Origin of the sequence: Brevibacterium sp. RIT 803, assembly GCF_016892625.1 — a bacterium.
Classification (GTDB): Bacteria; Actinomycetota; Actinomycetes; order Actinomycetales; family Brevibacteriaceae; genus Brevibacterium.
This window is the reverse complement of the sequence record NZ_JAFEMW010000004.1, coordinates 328,121-350,750: the sequence shown is the minus strand read 5'-3', so window position 1 is coordinate 350,750 and position 22,630 is coordinate 328,121. Positions and strand designations below refer to the sequence as shown.

Sequence of the window (22,630 nt, the reverse complement as noted above, 5' to 3'; positions counted from 1 at the left end):
CTGCGCCCGGCGCCGCGAGTCATTAGTGACGTCGGGGAGGTTTAGTGGATTCGCTGCCAGAGTCATCCACAGGTTTATCCACATTTTCTACGCTGGTGTGGCGAATGGTGCTGTTTGTTGTCATTATCTGCAGTATGTATTCGATCATGACAACGGCGCGACTGTTGCGTTCTGGATTCACCAAACGCGAGCTGGCGCGCGCTGAGCGGTGCTGTGTCCGCCGAGTCGCTCGGGGTCGCTATGCGGTCGAGCGAACATGCGAGAAAGTCGAGCATGAGGGCATCTGGGCTGCCGTGCGTGAGGGGCACGCCCAGGAATTCGAGCTCTTCGATGACCGCAGAGACGCTGAGCAGTATCTCAAGGCTCTAGTGCGCGCTCGGGCAGAGAAGGTCAACGAGGAAGAGTCATCAGGCCGGTCGAAGCGGCGACGCGAAGTATTCTCGCACCTCTCAGCCGCTCTCATTCACGGGCTTCCGATTGTCGTCGTGGCCGAACGGCGGGTGGAGGTCATCAGGTGCGGTGCTTCGCGTAAGCATCGTCATCTTCGAGTCCGAAACACCCCTCTGACGCCCGGGAGCGTCATGACGATCGGCATCTACAGGGTGACCACACTTGAGCGGACGATTGTCGACGTCGCGCTGACCTATGAGCTGGCAACGGCGGTGGCGATGATCGATCATGCTCTGCGCCGGGGACTGACATCGATGGAAGAGATTCATACAGCGTTTGCGGAACGCGACGCAGCGCGTGCTCAGAGGAGGGCGCGGTGTGCGCTGGATCTATCGGATGCGCGGCGCGAGTCACCGGCAGAGTCAGTCGCCGCCGCACGATTCTTCGAACATGGCATCGGTGGATTTGATCCGCAGGTGGAGTTCAAGGACCGGGACGGTCGTGTATTCGCCCGGGTCGATTTCTGTCACCGTGGGGCGAAGGTGATCATCGAAGTCGACGGCCTCGCGAAGTACTCCATGGGTCCCAGAACTCCTCGGAAGGCGCTTGAGGATGAAAAGGTTCGTGATGCGCAATTGGCCGCACTCGGATACAGGGTCGTCCATCTGACGTGGAAGCAGCTCTTCCTCGCGACGCCCTTCGAGGACATCAAGCGGATCGTGTCGGAACGAGTTGTTGCACGCTGAACCTCCCCGACGTCACTAAAGGCTCGCGGCGCCGCGCGGTATTAGTGACGTCGGGGAGGTTGAGGGAGATCTGAAGTTCAGGCGCCGAGCTTCTCGCGGAGGCGGGCGACGTGGCCTTCGGCGTCGACGTTGTATTCGACGTCGGAGAGAGTTCCGTCTTCGGCGATGACGAAGGTTGAGCGCAGGGTGCCGTCGAAGGTGTTGCCGCCCACCGTCTTCTCACCGAACGAGCCGTACGCCTTCGCCAGCTCCGCACCCGGATCCGAGAGCAGTGGGAAGGTCAGGTTCTGGTCGTCGGTGAACGCCTGCAGCGCCTCGGCGTCATCGGGGGAGACTCCGAGCACCTGAAACCCGGCAGCGGCCAGTGATGAGAGGTTGTCGCGGAAGTCGCAGGCCTCGGTGGTGCAGCCAGGCGTCGCAGCCTTCGGGTAGAAGTAGAGGATGACCTTCTGTCCGGCGAAGTCCGCCTTCGAGTAGGTCTTTCCGCTGGCATCGGCCAGGGAGAAGTCCGGTGCGGTCTGTCCGACTTCGAGCTGTGTGCTCATGGTGGTGAGTCCTTTCGTGGGTGACTGCTGGTGTCCTTGGTGGTCAGTTCCGTTGCGCGCCCGCGACGCCTGCGCCTGCGCCCGCGCCCACGAGCGCGCACGCGTGGGCGGCGGTGGCTTCGATGAGTTCCTCGGCGCGGCCGGAGAGCTCGGCGAGGTCGGCGGGGCCCGGTGCGATTGAGAGAGCCGCAGTGATGCCGGCCTCGCGGCATTCGGCTGGGCTGAGGGCGACGCGGCCTGCGATGACGATGATCTTCGCCGAGGCGGGGGCATAGTCGCGTACGGCCGCGACGACCTTCCCGCCCAGAGACTGGGAATCGAAGGATCCTTCGCCCGTGAGCACGATGTCGGCGGCGGCCAGGGCCTCGGCCAGGCCCACAGCCTCGGCGACCATCGTCGACCCGGGCACGACCTCGGCACCCAGAAGACTCGTCAGGGCCAGAGGGATTCCGCCGGCGGCACCGAACCCCGGCGTCGCCGCCAAGGACTCAGCCTGAGCGGCCGATCCGGCGAGCACCTCGGCGAGGTGGGCCAGTCCGGAGTTGAGGACGGCAACGGACGCCGCATCGGCGCCCTTCTGCGGACCGAAGACCGCGGCGGCACCTCGAGGCCCGGTGAGCGGATTGTCGACGTCGACGGCGATGCGCCAGCGGACCTCGCGGGCACGCGGATCCAACGCGGAGACATCGACTCCGGTCAAGGAGGACAGTCCGCCGCCACCGGGAGCGATGGGCGCACCTGAGGAGTCGGCGAAGGTCACGCCCAAGGCCGCGGCGAGGCCGACGCCGCCATCGGTGCTCGCTGAGCCGCCGATGCACAGCAGGATCTCCTCCACCCCCTGGTCAAGGACGTGGCGGGCGATGAGGCCAACGCCGTATGTATCTGCGCGCTCGGGCGCGAGGGCGACGTCGGAGACCTGGGGGAGGCCATTGGCCTGAGCCGCCTCGATGACCGCGGTCTTCCCATCAGCGGAGATGCCGAACAAGGCGGTCGTCGGCCGGCCCAGGGCATCGACGACCTCGATTGAGCGAGCCGGGGTGTCCCACACGGCCAGCAGGGCGTCGAGCGTTCCCTCACCGCCGTCGGCGAAGGGCAGGTCGGTGATCTGCGAGTCGGGGAACACTTGGCGGGCACCGCGAGCCAGGGCGGCAGCGGCAGCGGGGGCGCCGGCAGAGCCCTTGAAGGAATCAGGTGCGCAGACGATCGTGGGTGCTTCCATGCTCATGACGTCATTCAACCTCATTGTCGAGAAAACGATGGCCAAGTGCCCAGAACGCGGACTGCGCGGGGACTCTTCCACCATTATCCGCTTTGTGGAATAACTTTTCCAAATCCTTCGGCGAAAGCCGCCGACGTCGACCACGGAATTTGACTTAGCGCGGACCTGGGGTCAAACTCGAAGCAGTTAAATGGAAACAATCTTCCGTGATGTGAAACACATTCTCAGTGGTTGTGCATCTCGATTTTCTCAGGAGGTCAATGTGGACCTAGGCGAGTTCAACCAGCTGTCGACGGATGATGCCCGCGCGAGACTGCGTCCGTGCCTCGACGTCGACCGGTGGATCGACGGGGTCGTCGCAGCGCGGCCGTTCTCCACTGTGGAAGCAGCCCTCGCGGCTGCCCGCACCAGTGCGACCCCACTGACCGACGACGAGATCAACCAGGCCATGTCCCACCATCCCAGGATCGGTGAGAAGGCCGAAGGCTCTTCCGCCGAGGCGGCTCATTCCGCCCGCGAACAGGCCGGCCTTGGCTCCCTCGACGGTGACATCCAGGAGCGTCTCGCCGCGGGCAACGCCGCCTACGAAGAGCGCTTCGACCGCGTCTTCCTCATCCGCGCAGCCGGTCGCAGTCCCGAGGAGATCCTCGCCGAACTTCAGCGCCGCATGGCCAACACCGACACCGACGAACTCGCCGAGGTCGGCGAGCAGCTGATCCAGATCGCCGCACTCAGACTCGAAGGACTCCTTGCATGAGCTTCATCTCCGCCCACGCTCTCGACTCCACGCTCGGCACCCCTGCCGCCGACCTCGAGGTCACGCTCTACTCTGGCACCGAAGTGCTCGCCAACGCCCGCACCGATGGCAACGGTCGTGTCTCGGAATTCGGACCGGACCACCTCGGCGCCGGTGATTATCGGATCGTATTTGGTACCGGTGCCTACTTCGAGGCCCAGGGGCAGGATCACTTCCACCCACAGGTGACGATCGACTTCACGGTCAAAGCAGGCGAGGCGCACTATCACATACCATTGTTGCTGAGTCCCTTCGCCTACAGCACCTACCGGGGAAGCTGAGCGGACGGCCCCACCCATAAGACATCAGGGGAAGCAGGCCCCCTGCAGGATCATGATCCTCAACAAACCGCCGAAGTTCGCCGGGTTCGATGCCCGGTGACCTCGCAAATCAATTGGTCACAGCGGCCATGTCGGACTCGGTGACGAGTGCGGCGCGGTCGTTGGCATAGGCAACAGGAGCAAGAAGATGAGCAAGGTGAAACTGACGACGAATCAGTACGGCAAGGCGGAGAATCGTCTGATGCGGGTCTACCGTGACTCCGAACGTCACGAGATCCGCGACCTCAACGTCACCTCCCAGCTGTGGGGCGACTTCGAGACCGCCCACACCGAGGGCAACAACGAACACGTCGTCGCCACCGACACCCAGAAGAACACGATCTTCGCCAAGGCCAAGGAACTCGGAGTGAGTTCACCCGAGCAGTTCCTCCTCGGGCTCGGCGAGCACTTCACCTCCAGCTTCGACTGGGTCACCGGCGGACGCTGGGCGGCCGAAGAGTACGGCTGGTCGCGCATCAACGATCACAATCACTCTTTCTACAAGTCAGCGCCGGAGACCCGCACCGCGGTGCTCACCCGCGACGGCGACACCACCACCCTGATATCGGGCTTCTACGGGCTGACCGTGCTCAAGACCACCGAATCAGGCTTCGTCGGCTACCCGAAGGACAAGTACACGACCCTGCCGGAGACCGACGACCGCATCCTCGCCACCGACATCGCGACCCGCTGGATCTACAACTCCACGGATCTCGACTTCGAGGGCGTGTACTCACGAGTCAAGGAGATCATCCTCGACTCGTTCACCGACCACTACTCGCATGCCCTGCAGCACACTCTGTACCAGATGGGTGAGAAGGTCATCGAGGCTGTGCCGGAGATCGACGAGATCCGCTTCTCGTGCCCGAACAAGCACCATTTCCTCTACGACGTCGAACGCTTCGGCTTGGAGAACCCGAACGAAGTGCTCATCGTCGCTGATCGGCCCTACGGGTTGATCGAGGCCACCTTCACCCGTGACGGGGTGGAGGAGAACAAGGACGCCTGGGCGCAGATCGCCGGCTTCTGCTGATAATTTCCATAGTCGGGTCCACGGGAACACCTTCCCGTGGGCCTGACGTGTTTGAGAGGGAGAACTATGACCCAGGACACAACCTCGGCGATCCCGAGGGGAACCGGTGACGAAGAGATCGACGAGTGGCTCGAGTCCTGGGAGGGGCTTGTCAACCAGCGTGGAACTCTGCGTGCGGCCGAGATCATGGAGGCCCTGCGCCGACGTGCCGCGTCGAACTCGGTGGCCCAGCCCAAGGTCACGACCACCGACTACGTCAACACGATCCCGGCCGATCAGGAACCTGCCTACCCGGGCGATGAGCGCCTCGAGCGCAAGTACCGCAAATGGCTGCGCTGGAACGCCGCGATGCTCGTCCACCGAGCTCAGCGTCCCGAGATCTCCGTCGGCGGACACATCTCGACCTACGCCGGTGCTGCGACCCTCTACGAGATCGGGTTCAACAACTTCTTCCGCGGGCAGGACCATTCCGGCGGCGGCGACCAGGTCTTCTTCCAGGGGCACGCCTCACCCGGAATGTACGCCAGGGCATACCTCGAAAACCGCCTGAGCGACAAGCAGCTCGACGGCTTCCGGCAGGAGGCCTCGAAGGCCCCCGACGGGTTGAGCTCCTACCCGCACCCGCGACTGATGCCCGACTTCTGGCAGTTCCCGACAGTGTCGATGGGTCTGGGCCCGATCAACTCGATCTACCAGGCGCAGATGAACCGCTACCTGCACAACCGCGGCATCAAAGACACCTCCGATCAGCGCGTCTGGGCCTTCCTCGGCGACGGCGAGATGGACGAGCCGGAATCACGCGGCGCGCTCCAGCTGGCCGCGAACGAGGGCCTCGACAACCTCACCTACGTCATCAACTGCAACCTGCAGCGACTCGACGGACCGGTGCGCGGCAACGGCAAGATCGTGCAGGAACTCGAAGCGGTCTTCACCGGCGCCGGCTGGAACGTCATCAAGGTCCTCTGGGGCCGCGAATGGGACTCCCTGCTCGACGCCGACCACACCGGCGAGCTGGTCCGGATCATGAACGAGACCCTCGACGGCGACTACCAGACCTTCAAGGCCGAGTCCGGCGGATTCATCCGCGACAACTTCTTCGGCCGCTCACCGGTGACGAAGGGCCTCGTCGAGCACCTGAGCGACGACGACATCTGGAACCTCAAGCGCGGCGGTCACGACTACCATAAGGTCTACGCCGCCTACGAGCAGGCCGTGAACACGAAGGGCAAGCCGACAGTCGTCCTCGTCCAGACGGTCAAGGGCTACGGTTTGGGCACGAGCTTCGAGTCGCGCAATGCCACGCACCAGATGAAGAAGTTCACGGCCGCCGACGTCAAGGCCTTCCGCGACCGGATGGACATCCCGATCACCGATAAGGTCATCGACGACGATCCCTACGCGGTGCCCTACTACCACCCGGGCAACGACGCTGAAGAAGTCCAATACATGCTGGAGAAGCGGTCCAAGCTGGGCGGATTCCTGCCCAATCGCAAGCCCGAGAACAGCAAGAAGACCCTGCCTGCCGTCTCCGACAAGGCCTTCTCGCAGACCAAGAAGGGCTCGGGCCATCAGCAGGCCGCGACCACGATGGCCTTCGTGCGCCTGCTCAAGGACCTCATGCGCGAGAAAGGCATCGGCAACAGGATCGTGCCCATCATCCCCGATGAGGCCCGGACCTTCGGCATCGATGCCTTCTTCCCGACCGCGAAGATCTACAACCCGAACGGACAGAACTACCTGGCAGTCGACCGGGAACTGTTCCTGTCCTACAAGGAGGCGACCTCGGGTCAGCTGCTCCACGTCGGCATCAACGAGGCCGGTGCGGCCGCAGGATTCACCGCCGCCGGCACCTCGTATTCGACGCACGGCGAGCCGATGATCCCGATCTACGTCTTCTACTCGATGTTCGGGTTCCAACGCACCGGCGACGCCTTCTGGGCCGCCGGGGACCAGATGACCCGCGGGTTCATCATCGGCGCCACAGCCGGTCGAACGACGCTGACCGGTGAGGGCCTGCAGCACGCCGACGGACACTCACCCGTGCTGGCCGCGACCAACCCTGCGGTGCGGATCTACGACCCGGCCTACGGATACGAGATCGGCCACATCATGCGTGATGGCCTGCACCGCATGTACGGCGAGCACGACCTCGGCGATGACGCCCGCAACGTCATGTACTACCTGACCGTCTACAACGAGCCGATGCTCCAGCCGGCCGAACCCGAGGATGTCGACGTCGATGGGATCCTGCGCGGCATCCATCGAGTGGCAGATGCAGGCACCGGCGCCGAGGCGGGGGCCGGCGATCGTCCGCAGGCTCAGCTCCTCGCATCGGGAGTCGCAGTCCCGTGGGCATTGGAAGCCCGTGGTCTGCTGGCTCAGGAATGGGGCGTGGATGCGGCCGTCTGGTCGGTGACCTCATGGGCCGAGCTGCGCCGCGATGCGCTGAAGTGCGAGGCCGAGAAGCTCGAGAACTTCGAAGCCGAGCCGCGTACGCCTTATGTGCGCGAGCGCCTGGGCGCCGAGGCGGGTCCGATCGTCGCTACCAGCGACTTCGACTCCACGCAGCCTGACCTCATCCGTCCGTTCCTCAGCCAGGACTTCGCGACCCTGGGTGCTGACGGCTTCGGGTTCTCGGACACGCGTGCCGCCGCCCGGCGCCATTTCAAGATCGATGCGCACTCGATGGTCGTCCGGAGTCTGCAGCTGCTCGCCGACCGCGGTGAGATCGCTCGCTGGGTGCCGGTTGAGGCGGCGAAGAAGTATCGCCTGAATGAGGTCAACGCAGGAACCTCAGGCACCGCCGGAGGCGATTCCTGAGGCATGAGCTGCCGAGGCAACGCCGGAGCGCCGAGACAACTGTGTGTGCACAGGGGTCTCGGCGCTCCGGCGTTGTCTCGAAGAAAGTGGGGCGGCTGGGTGGGGTGGGTGAAGGACTGAGTTAGGAGCCGCCGCGCATGTCTGCTGAGATTGCCTCGGCGGCCGATCGCAGCAGCGGGATGGCGCGATCTGAGAAGGCCTGGTCGACGCGGCTGATGGGGCCGGACACGGAGATCGCCAGGGGAGCGGGGGCCTCGGGGATCGACATCGCGAAGCAGCGCACACCCAGCTCCTGCTCCTGCTCGTCGATCGAGTACCCGCGGTCGCGGATCCGCACGAGCTCGGCCTCGAGATCTGCGACTGTGCCGATGCTGTACTGCGTGGGCGTGGGCATCCCGGCGGTGGTCACGATGTGACGCACCTGCTCGGAATCGAGGCCGGCGAGCATCGCCTTGCCCACTCCGGTGTCGTGCATATGGGCACGCCGGCCCACCTCGGTGAACATCCGCATCTGGTGCTGCGAAGCCACCTGATCGACGTAGACGACCATGTCTCCGTCGATGGTTGCAACGTTCGCGGACTCGCCGAGTTCGTCCACAAGGGTGCGCAGGTAGGGGCGGGCGATGGCGCCCAGTTGGGCGCCGGCGAGGTTGCCCAGGCGGATCAGTCCCGGTCCCAGCGCATAGCCGCGGTTGGGCAGCTGCCGCACCACGCCGAGGTTGACCAGAGTATTGAGCAGGCGGTGAATCGTCGGGAGAGGAAGGCTCACCTCGGCGGCGATATGACTCAGCGTGGCAGAGCCGGAGGAGTTCGCGATGCACTCGAGCAGCCCGAAGGCGCGCTCGACGGACTGGACGCCGCCCTTTGTCTGGCGGATCGCGGGGGCCTTCGTATCATTGCTGGTCATCCCAGTTCCTCTTCCTCGTCCATCGGCTTCGTGTTCATTGAGTTCGTCTTCATTGACGTGTGTGGCAGCTCGACGATGAGTGCCGACGACATGAAAACCAGCATCGCTGCGCGAAACTGCCCCTCAGTCTAGTCCTGAAATGGAAGAAAGTTTCCGCTGGTGGCAGTTCTGGCTAGATTTTCCACTATACAGAAGATATTATCCGTAATACGGAAATGACTTATCAGAGAGGATAACTCCCATGGCTGTTCCAAGCCCCGGATACTCAATCACTCTTCGAGTGGAGACTGCGGTCGGTCGGACATCGACGTCCGACCTCGTAGCCGCCGCTGCAGCCACCGGCGCAGCGATCACCGCGCTCGACGTCGTCGAATCCACCCCGCATACGGTGATGATCGACGTCAGCGCCGATACCCGCGATGTCGCACACGCCGACGAGGTATCGGCTGCACTCGACACACTTGATGGAGTCGAGGTCCACAAGGTCTCCGACCGGACCTTCCTGCTCCACCTCGGCGGCAAGCTCGAGTCCACGCCCAAGGTGCCTCTGCGCAACCGCGACGACCTCTCTCGTGCCTACACCCCGGGCGTGGCCCGCGTGTGCATGGCCATCGCGGAGAACAAGGCCGATGCCCGTCGTCTCACGATCAAGCGCAACACCGTTGCTGTCGTCACCGACGGCACCGCAGTCCTGGGTCTCGGAGACATCGGGCCCGAAGCGGCGATGCCGGTGATGGAGGGCAAGGCTGTCCTGTTCAAGCAGTTCGCCGGTGTCGACGCTTGGCCCGTGGCACTGGATACCAAGGACACCGAGGAGATCATCTCGATCTGCAAGGCCATCGCCCCGGCCTACGGCGGCATCAACCTCGAGGACATCTCCGCCCCGCGCTGCTTCGAGATCGAGGCCAGGCTCCGTGCCGAGCTCGACATTCCGGTCTTCCACGATGACCAGCACGGCACAGGCATCGTCACGCTCGCCGCGCTGAAGAACGCGCTCAAGGTCGTGGGCCGCAAGCTCGAAGATCAACGCATCGTCGTCTCCGGCGTCGGTGCTGCCGGCAATGCGATCATCCGGCTGCTCCAGGTCGCCGGTGCTGCGAACATCATCGCCTGCGGCCGTGACGGCGCGATCGGACCGAAGTCCACCGTCGACACGGAGCACAAGGTGTGGCTGCAGCGCAACACGAACCCCGAGGGCTTCGACGGCACTCTGAAGGAAGCCGTCGTCGGCGCTGATGTGTTCATCGGCGTCTCCGCTCCGAACGTGCTCGACGGCGCTGACATCCAGGCCATGAACAAGGACGCCCTCGTCTTTGCGATGGCCAACCCCGACCCGGAGGTCGAACCCGCCGAGGCGCTCAAGTACGCCGCCGTCGTGGCCACCGGACGCAGCGACTACCCGAACCAGATCAACAATGTGCTGGCCTTCCCGGGCATCTTCCGCGGACTCCTCGACGCCGAGGCGACCGACATCGACGAGAACATCATGGTCGCCGCGGCGGACGCGATCGCTTCGTGCATTCCCGAAGACGAACTCCATCCGGGCTACGTCGTTCCGTCGGTCTTCGACCCCGAAGTGGCGAAGAAGGTAGCTGAGGCGGTCGCCGCTGTCTCCTCCTGATCTTCGACCGGTCTCCTGAAACAGGGGGCCGGTCGCTGTTTTATGAGAGACAATATTGGAAGACCAGTCCTCCCGCGCAATGATGCTACGAAAGAGAATGTGAAATTGGATCAATCAACGTTGGCCGACATCGACTCACTCCTGGCGGACACGGACGAGCTGCTGAGCACGCGGTATCCCGGCGAGCGCGAGGTCAGGCAGCCCGTGCACACCGTCTACGTCCCCGGGTACCTCTCGTCCCCGGCCCTGCCCCGAGAATGGGGTGAGCAGGCGCTCGAATGCGTCGAGGCCAACGGAGGGATGGTCCAGCTGGCCGAACGCGTCATCATCGCCTCCCGCAAGGAGACGTTGGCCCACGACAGCCAGTCGATGCCCAATCTGCACCAGGTCGCCCGGGAAGCGGAGATGCTCGCCGAGGCGGTCACCAAGAAGCTTGCCGTCGAACCGATCGAGGACCTGCGGATGGACTTCGAAGACGGGTTCGGAGATCGTGGTGATGCGACCGAGGACGATTGTGTCCGTCAGGCCGCTCGCAACGCGATCGCAGGACAGAGTGAGACGGGTGCACCGGCGTTCTTCGGCATCCGGTTCAAATGCATGGAGGCCGATACCCGGGCGCGCGGTCTGCGCACCTTGGACCTGTTCCTCGCCGAGGTGATCGCCGCCCATGGATCCCTGCCCACGGCGCTGGTCCTCACTCTGCCGAAGGTGAGCACCGTTGATCAGGTGTCCGCCATGGTCCTTGCCTGTCGTGGTCTCGAGGCCCAGCACGGGCTCGCCGAGGGGTCGATCACCTTCGAGGTGCAGGTCGAGACCCCGCAGCTCATCCTCGGCGCCGACGGCACTGTGCCGCTGGCTCCGGTCCTCGACGCCGGTGCCGGGCGCATCACCTCCCTGCACTACGGCACCTATGACTATTCGGCTTCGATGGGAGTTGCCGCTGCCTATCAGGCCATGGACCACCCGGTGGCCGACTTCGCCAAGAACCAGATGATGCTCGCGGTCGCCGGCACCGGCGTCCACCTCTCCGACGGTTCGACGAACATCATGCCCCTCGGCGAGCCCGAGGAGATCCAGCGAGCCTGGAGTCTGCACGCCGGACTGGTCCGCAGGCATCTCAAGCGCGGCATCTACCAAGGGTGGGATATGCATCCGCACCAGCTGCCCACACGCTTCCTCGCTACCTTCCGCTTCTACCGCGAAGGCGCGGAGCGTGCGGCGACCCGACTGCGCAACTACGTGTTCCAGGAGGACTCGGCCGTCCTCGACGAGCCGGCGACGGCACGGGCGCTGGCCCGCTACCTGGGCCGTGGACTGTCCTGCGGTGCCCACACCGAGGAATTCGTGACGGACCGGACGAAGATGTCGATCCCGACCCTCAACCACATCGCCGCCACCGGCGCGGCCGAGTGACCTGCCGCGAACCTCGGCGACACACATCCACCTGGTGCTGACCAGCCCCGATCCGAAGGAGAACACGCACATATGACGACGACCGAGCCCTACACCTACTTCGCACCGACCGGCGGGCACCCGCCGCAGACGGACCTGCTCACGGACCGTGCGATCGTCACCGAGGCCTACACGGTGATCCCACGCGGAGTCATGCGCGACATCGTGACCTCGAATCTGCCCGAATGGACGGGGACCCGTTCCTGGGTGCTGAGCAAGCCGGTGGCAGGGGGTGCGGTGACGTTCTCACAGACCATCCTCGAAGTCGCTCCGGGCGGAGGCGCCGAGAAGCCGGAGCCGCAGGTCGAGGTCGAGGGGTTCATCTTCCTCATGGCCGGCGAGCTCGCGATCACCCACGAGGGCCAGGCACACACCCTGACGCCGGGCGGCTACGGTTTCCTGCCCGCCGGTTCGACGTGGAGCGTGAAGTCCACCGGCGCCGAGGCGGCACGCTTCCATTGGATCCGTAAGCGCTACCAGCCCGTGGCCGGCCTGAACCCGGAGGCCAAGTTCGGCCAGGAGTCCGATGTCGAGCCCGCAGCGATGCCGGGCACCGACAACCGGTGGCGCACGACGCGTCCGTTGGATCCCGACAATCTGGCCTATGACATGCATGTCAACATCGTGACCTTCGAACCCGGTGCCGTGATCCCTTTCGCCGAGACCCATGAGATGGAGCACGGCCTCTACGTGCTCGAGGGCAAGGCCGTCTACCGTGTCAACGGCGACTGGGTCGAGGTCCAGGAGGGTGACTTCATCTCGATGCGCGCCTTCTGCCCGCAGGCCTGCTACGCCGGTGGACCGGGCCGATTCCGCTACCTGCTCTACAAGGACGTCAACCGCCAAGTCGAGCTGTAGCTGCAGCTCGACTTGGGGTGAATGCAGTAACCGCTTGCCGGAAGTGCCTTGGTAGAGCACAAGTGACGTGCTCTGGCACTTCTGGCAAGCGGTTACTGCATTCGACCGGCTGCACGGCCGGGTGTTGCCGGCTGTCAGCCGATCAGATCAGCTGCAGGGTGCGCGCCGTGTATTCGGAGAGCTCCTTGAGCAGGGTCTCATCGTCGGCGAGGTTGTGGCCCAGCGAAGGCACCATGTCCTTGATGGAAGGCTCCCAGCTGCTGTACTGGCGAGGGAAGCAGGTCTTGAGCAGGTTGAGCATGATGGACACTGCCGTCGATGCACCGGGCGAGGCGCCCAGCAGAGCGGCGATCGAGCCATCGGCGGACGAGATGAGCTCAGTGCCGAAGCTGAGCACACCGCCCTTGTTCGAATCCTTCTTCATCACCTGCACGCGCTGACCGGCCTGGATGAACTCCCAGTCGCTGGGGTCGATGTTCGGGATGAACTCGTGCATCGATTCGAAGCGGGCCTTCTTCGACGCGGCCAGCTCGGAGACGAGGTAGGTGACGAGGTCGGTGTTGTCCTTGGCTACGTTGAGCATCGTGGGCAGGTTGTTCCCGCGCACTGAGAAGGGCAGGTCGGTGAAGCGGCCGCCCTTGAGGAACTTGGGGGAGAAGCCGGCGTAGGGTCCGAACAGCAGGTAGTCCTTGCCGTCGACGACACGCGTGTCGAGGTGGGGCACCGACATTGCCGGGGCGCCGAATGATGCCTGGCCGTAGACCTTGGCATGGTGGCGGGCGACGAGGTCGGGATTCGAGGTCCGCAGGAAGATGCCGGAGACAGGGAAGCCGCCGTAGCCGCGGCCCTCGGGGATACCCGACTTCTGCAGCAGCGGCAGAGCACCGCCGCCGGCGCCGACGAAGACGAACTTCGCGTTGACCTTGTGGGTCTCATGGGAGAGCAGGTCCTTGACGGTGACGACCCAGCCGTCGGAGGAGCGTTCGAGGTCGGTGACCTGATGGCTGGTGCGGATCGTGGCACCCTTGTCGCCGACATAGTTCAGCAGCTGATGCGACAGCGAACCGAAGTCGACGTCCGAGCCGATCTTCGTGCGCGAGATGCCGTTGACCTGGCCGGGTCCGCGGCCCTCGAACATCAGCGGCAGCCACTCGGCCTGGGTGTCCGGATCGTCGGTGTACTCCATCTCGGAGAACAGTGGATTGCGGACCATCTGCTCGTAGCGGTTCTTGATGTAGTCGCGTCCCTTCTCACCACGGCCGTAGCTGATGTGAGGGACCTGGTTGATGAAGGACTTCGGCTGGGCCAGGACGCCGTTGTCGACGAGGTGCGACCAGTACTGGCGTGAGTGATGGAACTGCTCGTTGATCTGCGAGGCCTTCGCGAGGTCGATGTGGCCGTTCTCGTCCTCAGGAGTGTAGTTGAGCTCGCACAGGGCGGCGTGTCCGGTGCCGGCGTTGTTCCACGGATCGGAACTCTCCTCGGCGACATAGTCGAGCTTCTCGTAGACCCGGATATCCCATTCGGGCTGAAGTTCGGTCAGCATGGCACCAAGAGTGGAGCTCATGATGCCGCCGCCGATCAAGACAACGTCAACCTTTTCCTGCGTTGAGGGCATTTCGACTCTCATCCTTCGTCACTGACTACATGTATTCGACTCACAGACTACTCTGCGCGTCAGGCGAACCAGTAACCCGCCCCCAGGCACAGGAGTCCCATGCGAGGAACCTCACAGCCGATGTTCGTCCGCGGTCCGAGACATTTTCCGACCATTCGGACTTTTAGCCCCTGGACGCCTTGTGTCGCCCGCCACAGGATGTGCAAATATGGGCACATGTCGAATCACTTCCTTCTTCGTGATGCCCTGGCCGAATTCCCGCCCTATGTGCCGGGCAAACCCCCGGCCAGCGCGCCGGGCCTGAAACCGTACAAGCTGTCCTCGAACGAGAACCATCTGGCACCGCTGCCGGGTGTCACAGACGCGATCGCAGACGCCGGGCGGGTACCCGCGAACTACCCCGACCCGAAGGCGTCGAAGCTGGTGAGCGCTATCGCGGCCCACCTCGACGTCGATGAGGCCGAGATCGTCCCCGGCGCCGGAGCCTCGGAGATCCTGTCTGCGCTGACGAACATCACGCTCGAGTCCGGGACCTCGGTGGTCTACCCGTGGCCCTCGTTCGAGATGTACCCGATCCTCGCCTCGGCGCGCGGTGCGGAGAAGCGCCCCGTGCCCCTGCTCGAAGACGGTCGGCACGACTTTCAGGGACTGGTCGCCGCCATCGATGACACCACCCGACTCATCCTGCTCTGCTCGCCCAACAACCCGACCGGACCGTCGGTCTCGACGACCGAGCTCGACGGTTTCATGGCCGAGGTCCCCGCCGAGGTCATCGTCGTCCTCGACGAGGCCTACTTCGAGTTCGCCACTGCCGCCGAGGTGGTCGATGGGGTGGACGCCTACCGGAAGTTCCCGAATCTGGTGCTGGCACGGACCTTCTCCAAGGCACATGGCCTGGCCGGTCTGCGTGTGGGCTACGGCGTCGCCGACCCGACGATCGCCAGCGCACTGCGTCAGGTGATCGCACCCTTCAGCGTCACCTCGGCGGCACAGGTCGCTGCCGTGGAATCGCTGTCGCGCAATGACGAGGTCCTCGTCCGAGCCAAGGAGGTCGCGGCCACCCGTGACCAGCTCGAACAGGACCTGCGAGATGCCGGGCTCACCGTCTCCGACTCCCAGGGAAACTATGTGTGGGTCAGCCTCGGCGCAGAGGATGCACAGGCATTCGAAGCCGCGTGTGCCGAGCAGGCCGTCGCCATCCGACGCCTGAGTGGGGGAGTGCGGATCAGCATCGGCGCCGACGAAGCGCTCGAGAGAGTGCGTGAGGTGGCCAAGTCCTTCGCAGAGTCCAGAACCGCATGAGCATCACAGCCCAGACTCCGACGCAGGACCTCGAGGCTCGGTTGAGCCCCGGCGCCCTTGTCACTGACCGCGATATCATCGACAGCTATGCCGTCGACAGGGCCCTGTTCTGCCCGGCCGGGCAGGCACTGGCCTTGGTGCGGGCGCGAACGGTCGACGATGTCGCGGCGGTGATGGTCTTCGCCACCGAGCATCGCATTCCTGTGGTCACTCAGGGTGCACGGACCGGGCTTTCGGGTGCCGCCAACGCAGTCGATGGCTGCCTGCTGCTCAATGTCGCCGGGATGGACGAGATCCTCGAGATCGACGCGGTCAACCAGACCTGTCGGGTCCAGCCCGGAGTCATCAATCAGGACCTCAAAACGGCGCTGGCCGAACACGGATTGTCCTATCCTCCCGATCCCGGGTCGGTGGCGATCTCGACGATCGGCGGCAATGTCGCCACCAACGCCGGCGGAATGTGCTGCGTGAAGTACGGGGTGACCAAGGATTACGTGCGCGCCATGACCGTGGTGCTCGCCGACGGCACCGTGACGAAGCTGGGGAGACAGACGGCCAAGGGTGTTGCCGGACTGGACCTGGCGGCCCTGTTCGTCGGCTCCGAAGGTACTTTGGGCACCATCGTCGAGGTGACGCTGGCCCTGAAACCGGCACTGCCCTCGCCGATCACCGCAGTCGGAATGTTTCCCGATACTGAGTCCGCCGGTCGTACAGTCACGGAGTTCATGGGGTCAGGGGCCAGCCCGTCGCTGCTCGAACTCCTCGACGGCCCCACAGTGAAGATGGTCAACGCCTACGGTGACTTCGGACTGCCTGACGATGTCGGTGCGCTGCTGCTTGTCCAATCGAATGCCAAGGGCGCCGGAGCTGTTGAGGAGCTCGAAGCCTTCCAGCGCGTCGCCGAAGCCAACGGCAGCAGTGAGGTCTTCGTCTCCGATGACCCGGCCGATTCCGAGATGCTTGTCGCTGCCCGTCGTGCGGTGGGGCCGGCGATGGAGAAGTATGCGCACACGCGTGGTGGGGGAGAGCTCATCGACGATGTCTGCGTGCCGCGTTCGGCTCTCGGGGAGTTCTTCGAGAAGCTGCGCCTCATCGATGCTCGATTCGACGTTGAGGTCGCCACGGCAGGTCACGCCGGCGATGGGAACATGCATCCCTCTGTCGTCTTCGACGCCGGTGATGAGGATCAGGTGTCGCAGGCACAGGAGGCGTTCGCCGCGATCATGCAGCTCGGTCTCGATCTGGGTGGCACGATCACCGGTGAGCATGGAGTCGGGTACCTCAAGCGCGAGTGGTTGAGCAACGAGCTCGATGCCGGGGCACTGCTGATGCATCAGCAGATCAAGGATGCCATTGACCCTGCGGGGATCCTCAATCCGGGGAAGATGCTCGGCTGAGCTCTCTCGCCGAGGCGACGAGACCGGCGATGTCGCCCGGCGTCGTCCGGCAGCAGCCGCCGATGATGCGGGCACCGGAGGACACCCACGATGACAGGGTCGTCGGGTTCGAGTCGAAGGCCGCACCGTCGCGCCATTCCATCGCGGCCGCATCGTAGGTCTCACCCGAATTCGGATAGGCGATGAGCGGAAGGTCCGTGGCACTCGCCAGGGCTTTCAGTGCGGGTGAGACCAACGATGGTCGCACGCAGTTGACGCCCAGTGCGCGGATCATCGGTGAACCGACAACCGCCTCGGCGAGGTCGATCAGGGGTGTCCCGTCGGCCATGTGATGACCATCGGCCAAGGTCACGCTCAACCAGGCAGGAATACCGAACTCTGCGGCCAGGTCCGCGAGCACCCGGGCTTCCGGAAGTGAGGGCTGAGTCTCGATGGCCAGCAGATCGGCACCAGCACTGACCAGGGCCTCGATGCGCGAGCGGTGAAAGTCAGTGAACTCGGCATCGCTCAAGCTGTAGTCGCCGGTGTACTCGGCGCCATTGCCGATAGCGGCCCCGTACGGGCCGACGGAACCGGCGACGAGGGCAGCGCCAGTTCGGGCGGCAACCTCCACGCTGGTCACGATGAGTCCACGCCCCTCCTCGGCGGAGATCGATGCCCGCTCGAAACCCAAGGGCGTCGCCTGATAGCTGGCGGTCGTGACGATTCGGGCACCCGCGCGGATGAAGTCGGCGTGCACCTCTGCGAGCGTGTCAGGGGAATCCCGGAGCAGGGCCGCCGACCACAGCTCATGGCGCAGATCGATTCCGCGGGACTCGAGCGCAGTGCCCAGGCCACCGTCGATGATGATGGGTTCGCCGCTGACTTCCGCGGCCCGGAGCATCTGGATGAAGGTTGTCGACATGCTCCCAGTTAAACTTGTCGGGTGACCCGAATCGAATCCTCCGCAGAATCTGAGACAGCCTCCTCAAACGACGGCGCCGCCGACGCCTCGGCCATCAACGACCGCTCCCGATTCGGGTTCGAGATCGGAACTCGCCTCGACGAGGGTGGGCGCACCGGCGTCATCCACACCCCGCACGGCGACATCGCGACTCCCGCATTCATTCCCGTCGGCACGAAAGCCACGGTCAAGGCCGTGCGCCCCGACGAGGTGGAAGAACTCGGCGGTCAGGCGGTCCTCTCCAACGCCTACCACCTCTACCTGCAGCCAGGGTCCGAGCTCGTCGACGAGGCAGGCGGGCTGGGGAAGTTCATGAACTGGCCCGGCCCGACGTTCACCGACTCGGGCGGATTCCAGGTCATGAGCCTGGGCTCGGGCTTCAAGAAGGTCATCTCGATGGAGTCGACGGGGGAGCAGAACGATGATCTCGTTGCCGTCGGCAAGGAACGCATGTCGAATGTCGACGACGACGGCGTGACCTTCAAATCCCATCTTGACGGCAGCATGCACCGCTTCACCCCCGAGGTCTCCATGCGGGTCCAGCACGAACTGGGCGCCGACATCATGTTCGCCTTCGACGAGCTGACGACGCTGGTCAACACCCGCGGCTACCAGGTGCTGTCCTTGGAGCGCACCCGCCAGTGGGCACTGCGCTGCATCGAGGAGCACAAGCGCCAGACCGAAGCGCGCACGCACCGGCCCTACCAGGCGCTGTTCGGCGTGCTCCAGGGCGCACAGTATGAGGACCTGCGACGCAAGGCCGCGAGCGACCTGGGCGCGATGGACTTCGACGGCTTCGGCATCGGAGGAGCCTTGGAGAAGGAGAACCTCGGCACGATCATCCGCTGGGTGTGCGAGGAGCTGCCGGAGAACAAGCCCCGTCACCTGCTGGGCATCTCGGAGCCCGATGACCTGTTCGAGGCGATCAAGACCGGTGCTGACACCTTCGACTGCGTCTCACCCTCGCGTGTTGCCCGCAATGCGGCCATCTACACGCGCGACGGGCGCTACAACCTCACCGGAGCGAAGTATCGCCGGGACTTCGGCCCGCTTGACCCGGACTGCAAGTGCTACACCTGTGAGAACTACTCGCGGGCCTACCTGCGGCATCTGTACAAGGCGAAGGAGATGCTCTTCTCCACCCTGTGCACGATCCACAACGAGTACTTCGTCGTCAATCTCGTCGCCGAGATCCGTCGGTCCATGGAAGAGGGCCGCTTCTTCGAACTCGAGACCGAGGTGCTCGGCCGCTACTACGCGAAGCAGCGCAGCTAGGCTGCCTTGCCGCCACCGGGCAGTTCGTAGCTGGGTTCGTGCTTCTTCACCAGCTTGATCACCCGATAGGTGACGGGCATGAGGATGACTTCGACGGCGACCTTGTAGACGAAGCCGAAGACGATGTAGTTGATGAAGTCGAGGCCGGGGATAACTCCGGCGAAGGCGATGACGCAGAACAGCAGGGTGTCGACGAACTCACCGACGCCCGTCGAAGTCAGCAGACGGACCCATAGCTTCTGCTCGCCCATCCGCTTCTTCACGGCCACGAGCACATAGGAATTGAGCAGCTGCCCGAAGAAGTATCCGACCAGGGATGCTGCGACGATGCGCGGGTAGAAGCCGAGGACGGCGGCGAACGCGTCCTGGTTCTCATAGCCAGGTCCCGGCGGTGAGATGAGGACGAGCCAGAACACGAAGGTCGCCAGGATCTGCAGCCCGAAGCCGGTGATGACGGCCTTGCGGGCGGCCTTGAAACCGTAGACTTCGCTGATCACGTCGCCGAGGATGTAGGCGATGGGGAACAGGAAGGCACCGCCGTCGGTGACTACTGGGCCGAAGCCGATGACCTTCGTCGCGGAGATGTTGGAGATGATGAGGATCGCCGAGAACACGGCGAGGATCACAGCGTAGTAGCGACCCCTGGAGGAGGCGAAGGCTGCAAATCTGCTCGCAGCGCTCAGCGCATTCGAGCCTTCAGGGCTCGGCTCTTCCGAGCCCTCAGCCTTCGGCACCTTCTTCGACAACAGTGATTTCCTTCCCTCCGGTGATCGCCAGCAGCTGCTCGTATGTCAGCGGCATCACCGAATTCGGTGTGCCGGCGGCAGCCCAGAGAACAGGATAGTCCTTCAGCGCTGTGTCGACATACGTGGGAATCGGCTGCGGGTGTCCACAGGGTGCGACACCGCCGATGACCTGGCCCGTTGCGGTGCGCACCAGATCCTTGTCGGCTCGGTCAAGGGAGTCGGCGCCGATGAGCCCGGCCACATGCTGCGTGTCCACGCGGTGACGCCCGGAGGTCATGATGAGCACCGGCTCCCCGCCGGAGGCGAAGATCAGGCTGTTGGCGATCGCGCCGACCTCGACACCGACCTTCTCCGCCGCCGAGGCTGCCGTGGGCGTGGCATCGGTGAACAGTCTGATCTGCGGCTCGATTCCCTTCCCCTCGAGGACCTTGGCGACTTCAGCATGGTTGCGGTGTTCCTGTGGTTCGACGGCTTCGACCGCGGTGGGCTCTTCGACGGCTTCGGCCGGTTCATCCACCGGCTCCGCCAGTCCGCGGCGGCGCAGCAGCGGCGCCACATCAGGGCGCTTGCCGAAGAACCGTTCGATCGCGCTCATCGGATCGATGGAGAAGCCGGGGGCCAGTATCGCTTCGCGGAACGCATCCCCGGCCTCACGGTTGAGTCCGCCTTGAGCGTCGAACCATTCGCTGACCCAGGCCGCAATGACCTCCGAATAGAGGTAGGAATAATAGCCGGCGGCATAGCCGGAGGCGAAGATGTGGCCGAAGTAGGTGGTGCGATAACGGGGTGGAACGAGAGTGGAGAACCCGGCAGCGGCGAGGACCTCGGATTCGAAGGAGAGGACGTCGGTGATGTGCTCGCCGGCTTCAAGGGAATGCCACGACAGGTCGAGCATGGCCGCGGCGAGATATTCGGTCGTGTCGAATCCCTGCCCGAACTTCTCACTTTCGATGAGGGCTGTGACCAGAGACTCGGGCATCGGCTCGCCCGTGTCGACGTGTTTGGCGTAGTGGGGGAGGACCTGTGGGTGGAAGCGCCACATCTCATTGAGCTGGGATGGGAATTCCACGTAGTCGCGTGGAACGGCGGTGCCGGCTGTCGACGGGTAGGTCGAGTTCGCGAACAGGCCGTGGAGGACGTGGCCGAATTCGTGGAAGAAGGTGTTGAGCTCGGTGGGGTTGAGCAGCGTCGGTCGGCCCTCGCCGGGTTTGGCCAGGTTGAGTGAGAGGGTGACGACGGGCAGGTGTCCGGTCAGTCGTGAACTCGTGACCAACTCGCCCATCCAGGCGCCGCCGCGCTTCGTGTCCCGGGAATACGGGTCGAGGAGGATGAGTCCCAGAGTGCGTTCATTGGCGTCCGTGACCTCGAAGGAGCGAACGTCTTCGTGCCAGCCGATGACTGACTCGCGCGGGGCGAAGGTGATTCCGTAGAGGCCCGTTGCGGCGCGGAAGACGCCCTCATTGAGGACAGTGTCGAACTCGAAGTACTTGGCCACCTCGTCGGCATCGATGCCGAACTCATCCGCCCGGTATCGCGCTAGCTGGTGTTTGACATCCTCGGATGCGACATCATCGAGGCCGTAGCGGTCCTTGACCTGCGCCAGCTCCGCCGCCAGTTGAGCATTGGCCGGGGCGATGAGTGAGGAGACGATGTCCGCGGCCGCATCCGGTCCGCCGGCTGTCTGGTTGTCGACTGCGAATGATGAGTACGAGGGGTATCCCAGCAGTTTCGCCTGCAGCGCTCGCAGCGCAGTGGTGTCGGCGACCTGGGTGCGGGTGTCGCCTTCGCCGCCTCGAGCGCCGCGCGAGGTCGAATTGCCGAGCACCAGTCTGCGGGTCTCAGCGGATTCCAGGGACTCGAGGACGAGTTGCTGAGTGAAGTTGTTCAGTGGCAGCAGATACCCGTCCGTGCCGCGTTCGGCGGCCCGGCTCGCGGCGGCGGAGACCTGGTCCTCGCTCATGCCTGCCAGCTGCTGCGCGTCGCGGAGGTGGACTGCGAGATCCAGGGTGTCCTTCTGCAGTGCACGGGAGAACGACGTCGCCAAGGTCGTGAGTTCGGCCGCGATCGTGCTCATCTGATCCCGCTCCTCTTCGCCGAGGCGGGCTCCTGCACGCACGAACTCTTCGATCGTGAGCTCCTGCTGACGTTTGTCCTCGGGGTTGAGATCGGTGGAGGGGACCTGTTCGATGCGGTGGAAGAGATCGACGTCGAGGAAGATCCGGGTCCGTGCCGCGGACAGGCGATCCCACACCTCGGCGACGGCATCGGCGAGTTCGGGACGGAAATGATTCGACTCCACGGCGCTCACCACGGCCGCGATCCGGGCCATGGGAATGGTCGCGGATTCGAAGCGCACGGTTGTCGACACGAACGTCGGATCGTTCTCATCACCGATGATGTCTTCGACCTCGGACCGCGCGAAGTCGGTGGCCGCCCTGACCGCAGCGATCAGTGATGCTGGAGTGACCGCGGAGAAGTCGGGCAGTGAGAAGTCGCCCTGTGGGTCGAGGAAAGCCTCCCAGACATCGATGCTGTTCGGATCGGAGCTCATCGTCGACGTACCACTTTCTACACGGTTGAAGGATTGTGCCAGGTCTCGCCCTCGATCCTAACGCGTGAACACGCTGAAGCGCATGGTCGCT

18 protein-coding genes are annotated in these 22,630 nt (G+C 64.3%); 11 read left to right on the top strand and 7 right to left on the bottom strand.

The window, feature by feature from the left end:
- The first annotated feature begins 146 nt into the window (after positions 1–146).
- Positions 147–1,136, top strand: a complete 990-nt coding sequence (locus tag JTF07_RS14745; protein ID WP_204234974.1) for a putative endonuclease domain-containing protein — start codon at positions 147–149, stop codon at positions 1,134–1,136.
- A gap of 77 nt (positions 1,137–1,213) precedes the next feature.
- Here JTF07_RS14745 and bcp read toward each other — a convergent pair whose 3' ends face one another.
- Positions 1,214–1,681: a thioredoxin-dependent thiol peroxidase gene (bcp, locus tag JTF07_RS14740; protein ID WP_204234973.1), complete on the bottom strand. Its 468-nt coding sequence runs from the start codon at positions 1,679–1,681 to the stop codon at positions 1,214–1,216.
- A 43-nt stretch (positions 1,682–1,724) separates the two neighbouring features.
- Positions 1,725–2,900, bottom strand: a complete 1,176-nt coding sequence (locus JTF07_RS14735; RefSeq protein ID WP_204235142.1) for a glycerate kinase — start codon at positions 2,898–2,900, stop codon at positions 1,725–1,727.
- 262 nt (positions 2,901–3,162) lie between these two features.
- On the opposite strand from JTF07_RS14735, the gene uraD reads away from it, so the two are divergent.
- The 4 genes from uraD to aceE all read left to right on the top strand — a co-directional run bounded on the left by uraD (position 3,163) and on the right by aceE (position 7,869).
- Positions 3,163–3,657 carry a 2-oxo-4-hydroxy-4-carboxy-5-ureidoimidazoline decarboxylase gene (uraD, locus tag JTF07_RS14730; RefSeq protein ID WP_204234972.1) on the top strand — a complete coding sequence of 165 codons (495 nt, stop codon included), beginning with the start codon at positions 3,163–3,165 and terminating at the stop codon, positions 3,655–3,657.
- Complete coding sequence (gene uraH, locus JTF07_RS14725; RefSeq protein ID WP_092103512.1) at positions 3,654–3,977, top strand: hydroxyisourate hydrolase; 324 nt, start codon at positions 3,654–3,656, stop codon at positions 3,975–3,977. The genes uraD and uraH overlap by 4 nt, the downstream gene beginning before the upstream one ends.
- Before the next feature lie 187 nt (positions 3,978–4,164).
- Entirely contained in the window at positions 4,165–5,049 is an 885-nt protein-coding gene (gene pucL, locus JTF07_RS14720) for a factor-independent urate hydroxylase (protein WP_204234971.1), read from the top strand.
- A gap of 66 nt (positions 5,050–5,115) precedes the next feature.
- Entirely contained in the window at positions 5,116–7,869 is a 2,754-nt protein-coding gene (gene aceE / locus JTF07_RS14715; protein ID WP_204234970.1) for a pyruvate dehydrogenase (acetyl-transferring), homodimeric type, read from the top strand.
- A 121-nt stretch (positions 7,870–7,990) separates the two neighbouring features.
- Here aceE and JTF07_RS14710 read toward each other — a convergent pair whose 3' ends face one another.
- Positions 7,991–8,776: an IclR family transcriptional regulator gene (locus JTF07_RS14710; RefSeq protein ID WP_204234969.1), complete on the bottom strand. Its 786-nt coding sequence runs from the start codon at positions 8,774–8,776 to the stop codon at positions 7,991–7,993.
- Positions 8,777–9,017: 241 nt separating this feature from the next.
- On the opposite strand from JTF07_RS14710, the gene JTF07_RS14705 reads away from it, so the two are divergent.
- The 3 genes from JTF07_RS14705 (at position 9,018) to JTF07_RS14695 (ending at position 12,707) form a co-directional block, all read left to right on the top strand.
- Positions 9,018–10,397: an NAD-dependent malic enzyme gene (locus JTF07_RS14705; RefSeq protein ID WP_204234968.1), complete on the top strand. Its 1,380-nt coding sequence runs from the start codon at positions 9,018–9,020 to the stop codon at positions 10,395–10,397.
- Positions 10,398–10,502: 105 nt separating this feature from the next.
- Positions 10,503–11,810 carry a DUF6986 family protein gene (locus JTF07_RS14700; RefSeq protein ID WP_204234967.1) on the top strand — a complete coding sequence of 436 codons (1,308 nt, stop codon included), beginning with the start codon at positions 10,503–10,505 and terminating at the stop codon, positions 11,808–11,810.
- Between the two features lie 72 nt (positions 11,811–11,882).
- Positions 11,883–12,707, top strand: a complete 825-nt coding sequence (locus JTF07_RS14695) for a bifunctional allantoicase/(S)-ureidoglycine aminohydrolase (RefSeq protein ID WP_204234966.1) — start codon at positions 11,883–11,885, stop codon at positions 12,705–12,707.
- A 142-nt stretch (positions 12,708–12,849) separates the two neighbouring features.
- Here JTF07_RS14695 and JTF07_RS14690 read toward each other — a convergent pair whose 3' ends face one another.
- Positions 12,850–14,325, bottom strand: coding sequence for a malate:quinone oxidoreductase (locus JTF07_RS14690; RefSeq protein WP_204234965.1), 1,476 nt, complete (start codon positions 14,323–14,325; stop codon positions 12,850–12,852).
- Between the two features lie 216 nt (positions 14,326–14,541).
- Here JTF07_RS14690 and hisC point away from each other — a divergent pair, with 216 nt between their 5' ends.
- Together hisC and JTF07_RS14680 are read left to right on the top strand one after the other, a co-directional pair.
- Positions 14,542–15,627 (top strand): histidinol-phosphate transaminase, encoded by a 1,086-nt coding sequence (gene hisC / locus JTF07_RS14685; protein ID WP_204234964.1) that lies wholly within the window; start codon positions 14,542–14,544, stop codon positions 15,625–15,627.
- Positions 15,624–17,024: an FAD-binding oxidoreductase gene (locus JTF07_RS14680; protein WP_204234963.1), complete on the top strand. Its 1,401-nt coding sequence runs from the start codon at positions 15,624–15,626 to the stop codon at positions 17,022–17,024. Before hisC ends, JTF07_RS14680 begins: the two co-directional genes overlap by 4 nt.
- On the opposite strand, the gene mmuM is transcribed toward JTF07_RS14680, so the two are convergent.
- Positions 16,999–17,928, bottom strand: coding sequence for a homocysteine S-methyltransferase (gene mmuM / locus JTF07_RS14675; RefSeq protein WP_204234962.1), 930 nt, complete (start codon positions 17,926–17,928; stop codon positions 16,999–17,001). The two genes, JTF07_RS14680 and mmuM, sit on opposite strands and share 26 nt — an antisense overlap.
- Positions 17,929–17,949: 21 nt before the next feature.
- On the opposite strand from mmuM, the gene tgt reads away from it, so the two are divergent.
- Positions 17,950–19,242: a tRNA guanosine(34) transglycosylase Tgt gene (gene tgt, locus JTF07_RS14670; protein WP_204234961.1), complete on the top strand. Its 1,293-nt coding sequence runs from the start codon at positions 17,950–17,952 to the stop codon at positions 19,240–19,242.
- On the opposite strand, the gene JTF07_RS14665 is transcribed toward tgt, so the two are convergent.
- A complete protein-coding gene (locus JTF07_RS14665) occupies positions 19,239–19,988 on the bottom strand; it encodes a queuosine precursor transporter (protein ID WP_204234960.1) in 750 nt (249 codons plus the stop codon). The two genes, tgt and JTF07_RS14665, sit on opposite strands and share 4 nt — an antisense overlap.
- Positions 19,963–22,539 (bottom strand): M3 family metallopeptidase, encoded by a 2,577-nt coding sequence (locus tag JTF07_RS14660; RefSeq protein ID WP_204234959.1) that lies wholly within the window; start codon positions 22,537–22,539, stop codon positions 19,963–19,965. Before JTF07_RS14660 ends, JTF07_RS14665 begins: the two co-directional genes overlap by 26 nt.
- Between the last annotated feature and the right edge of the window lie 91 nt (positions 22,540–22,630).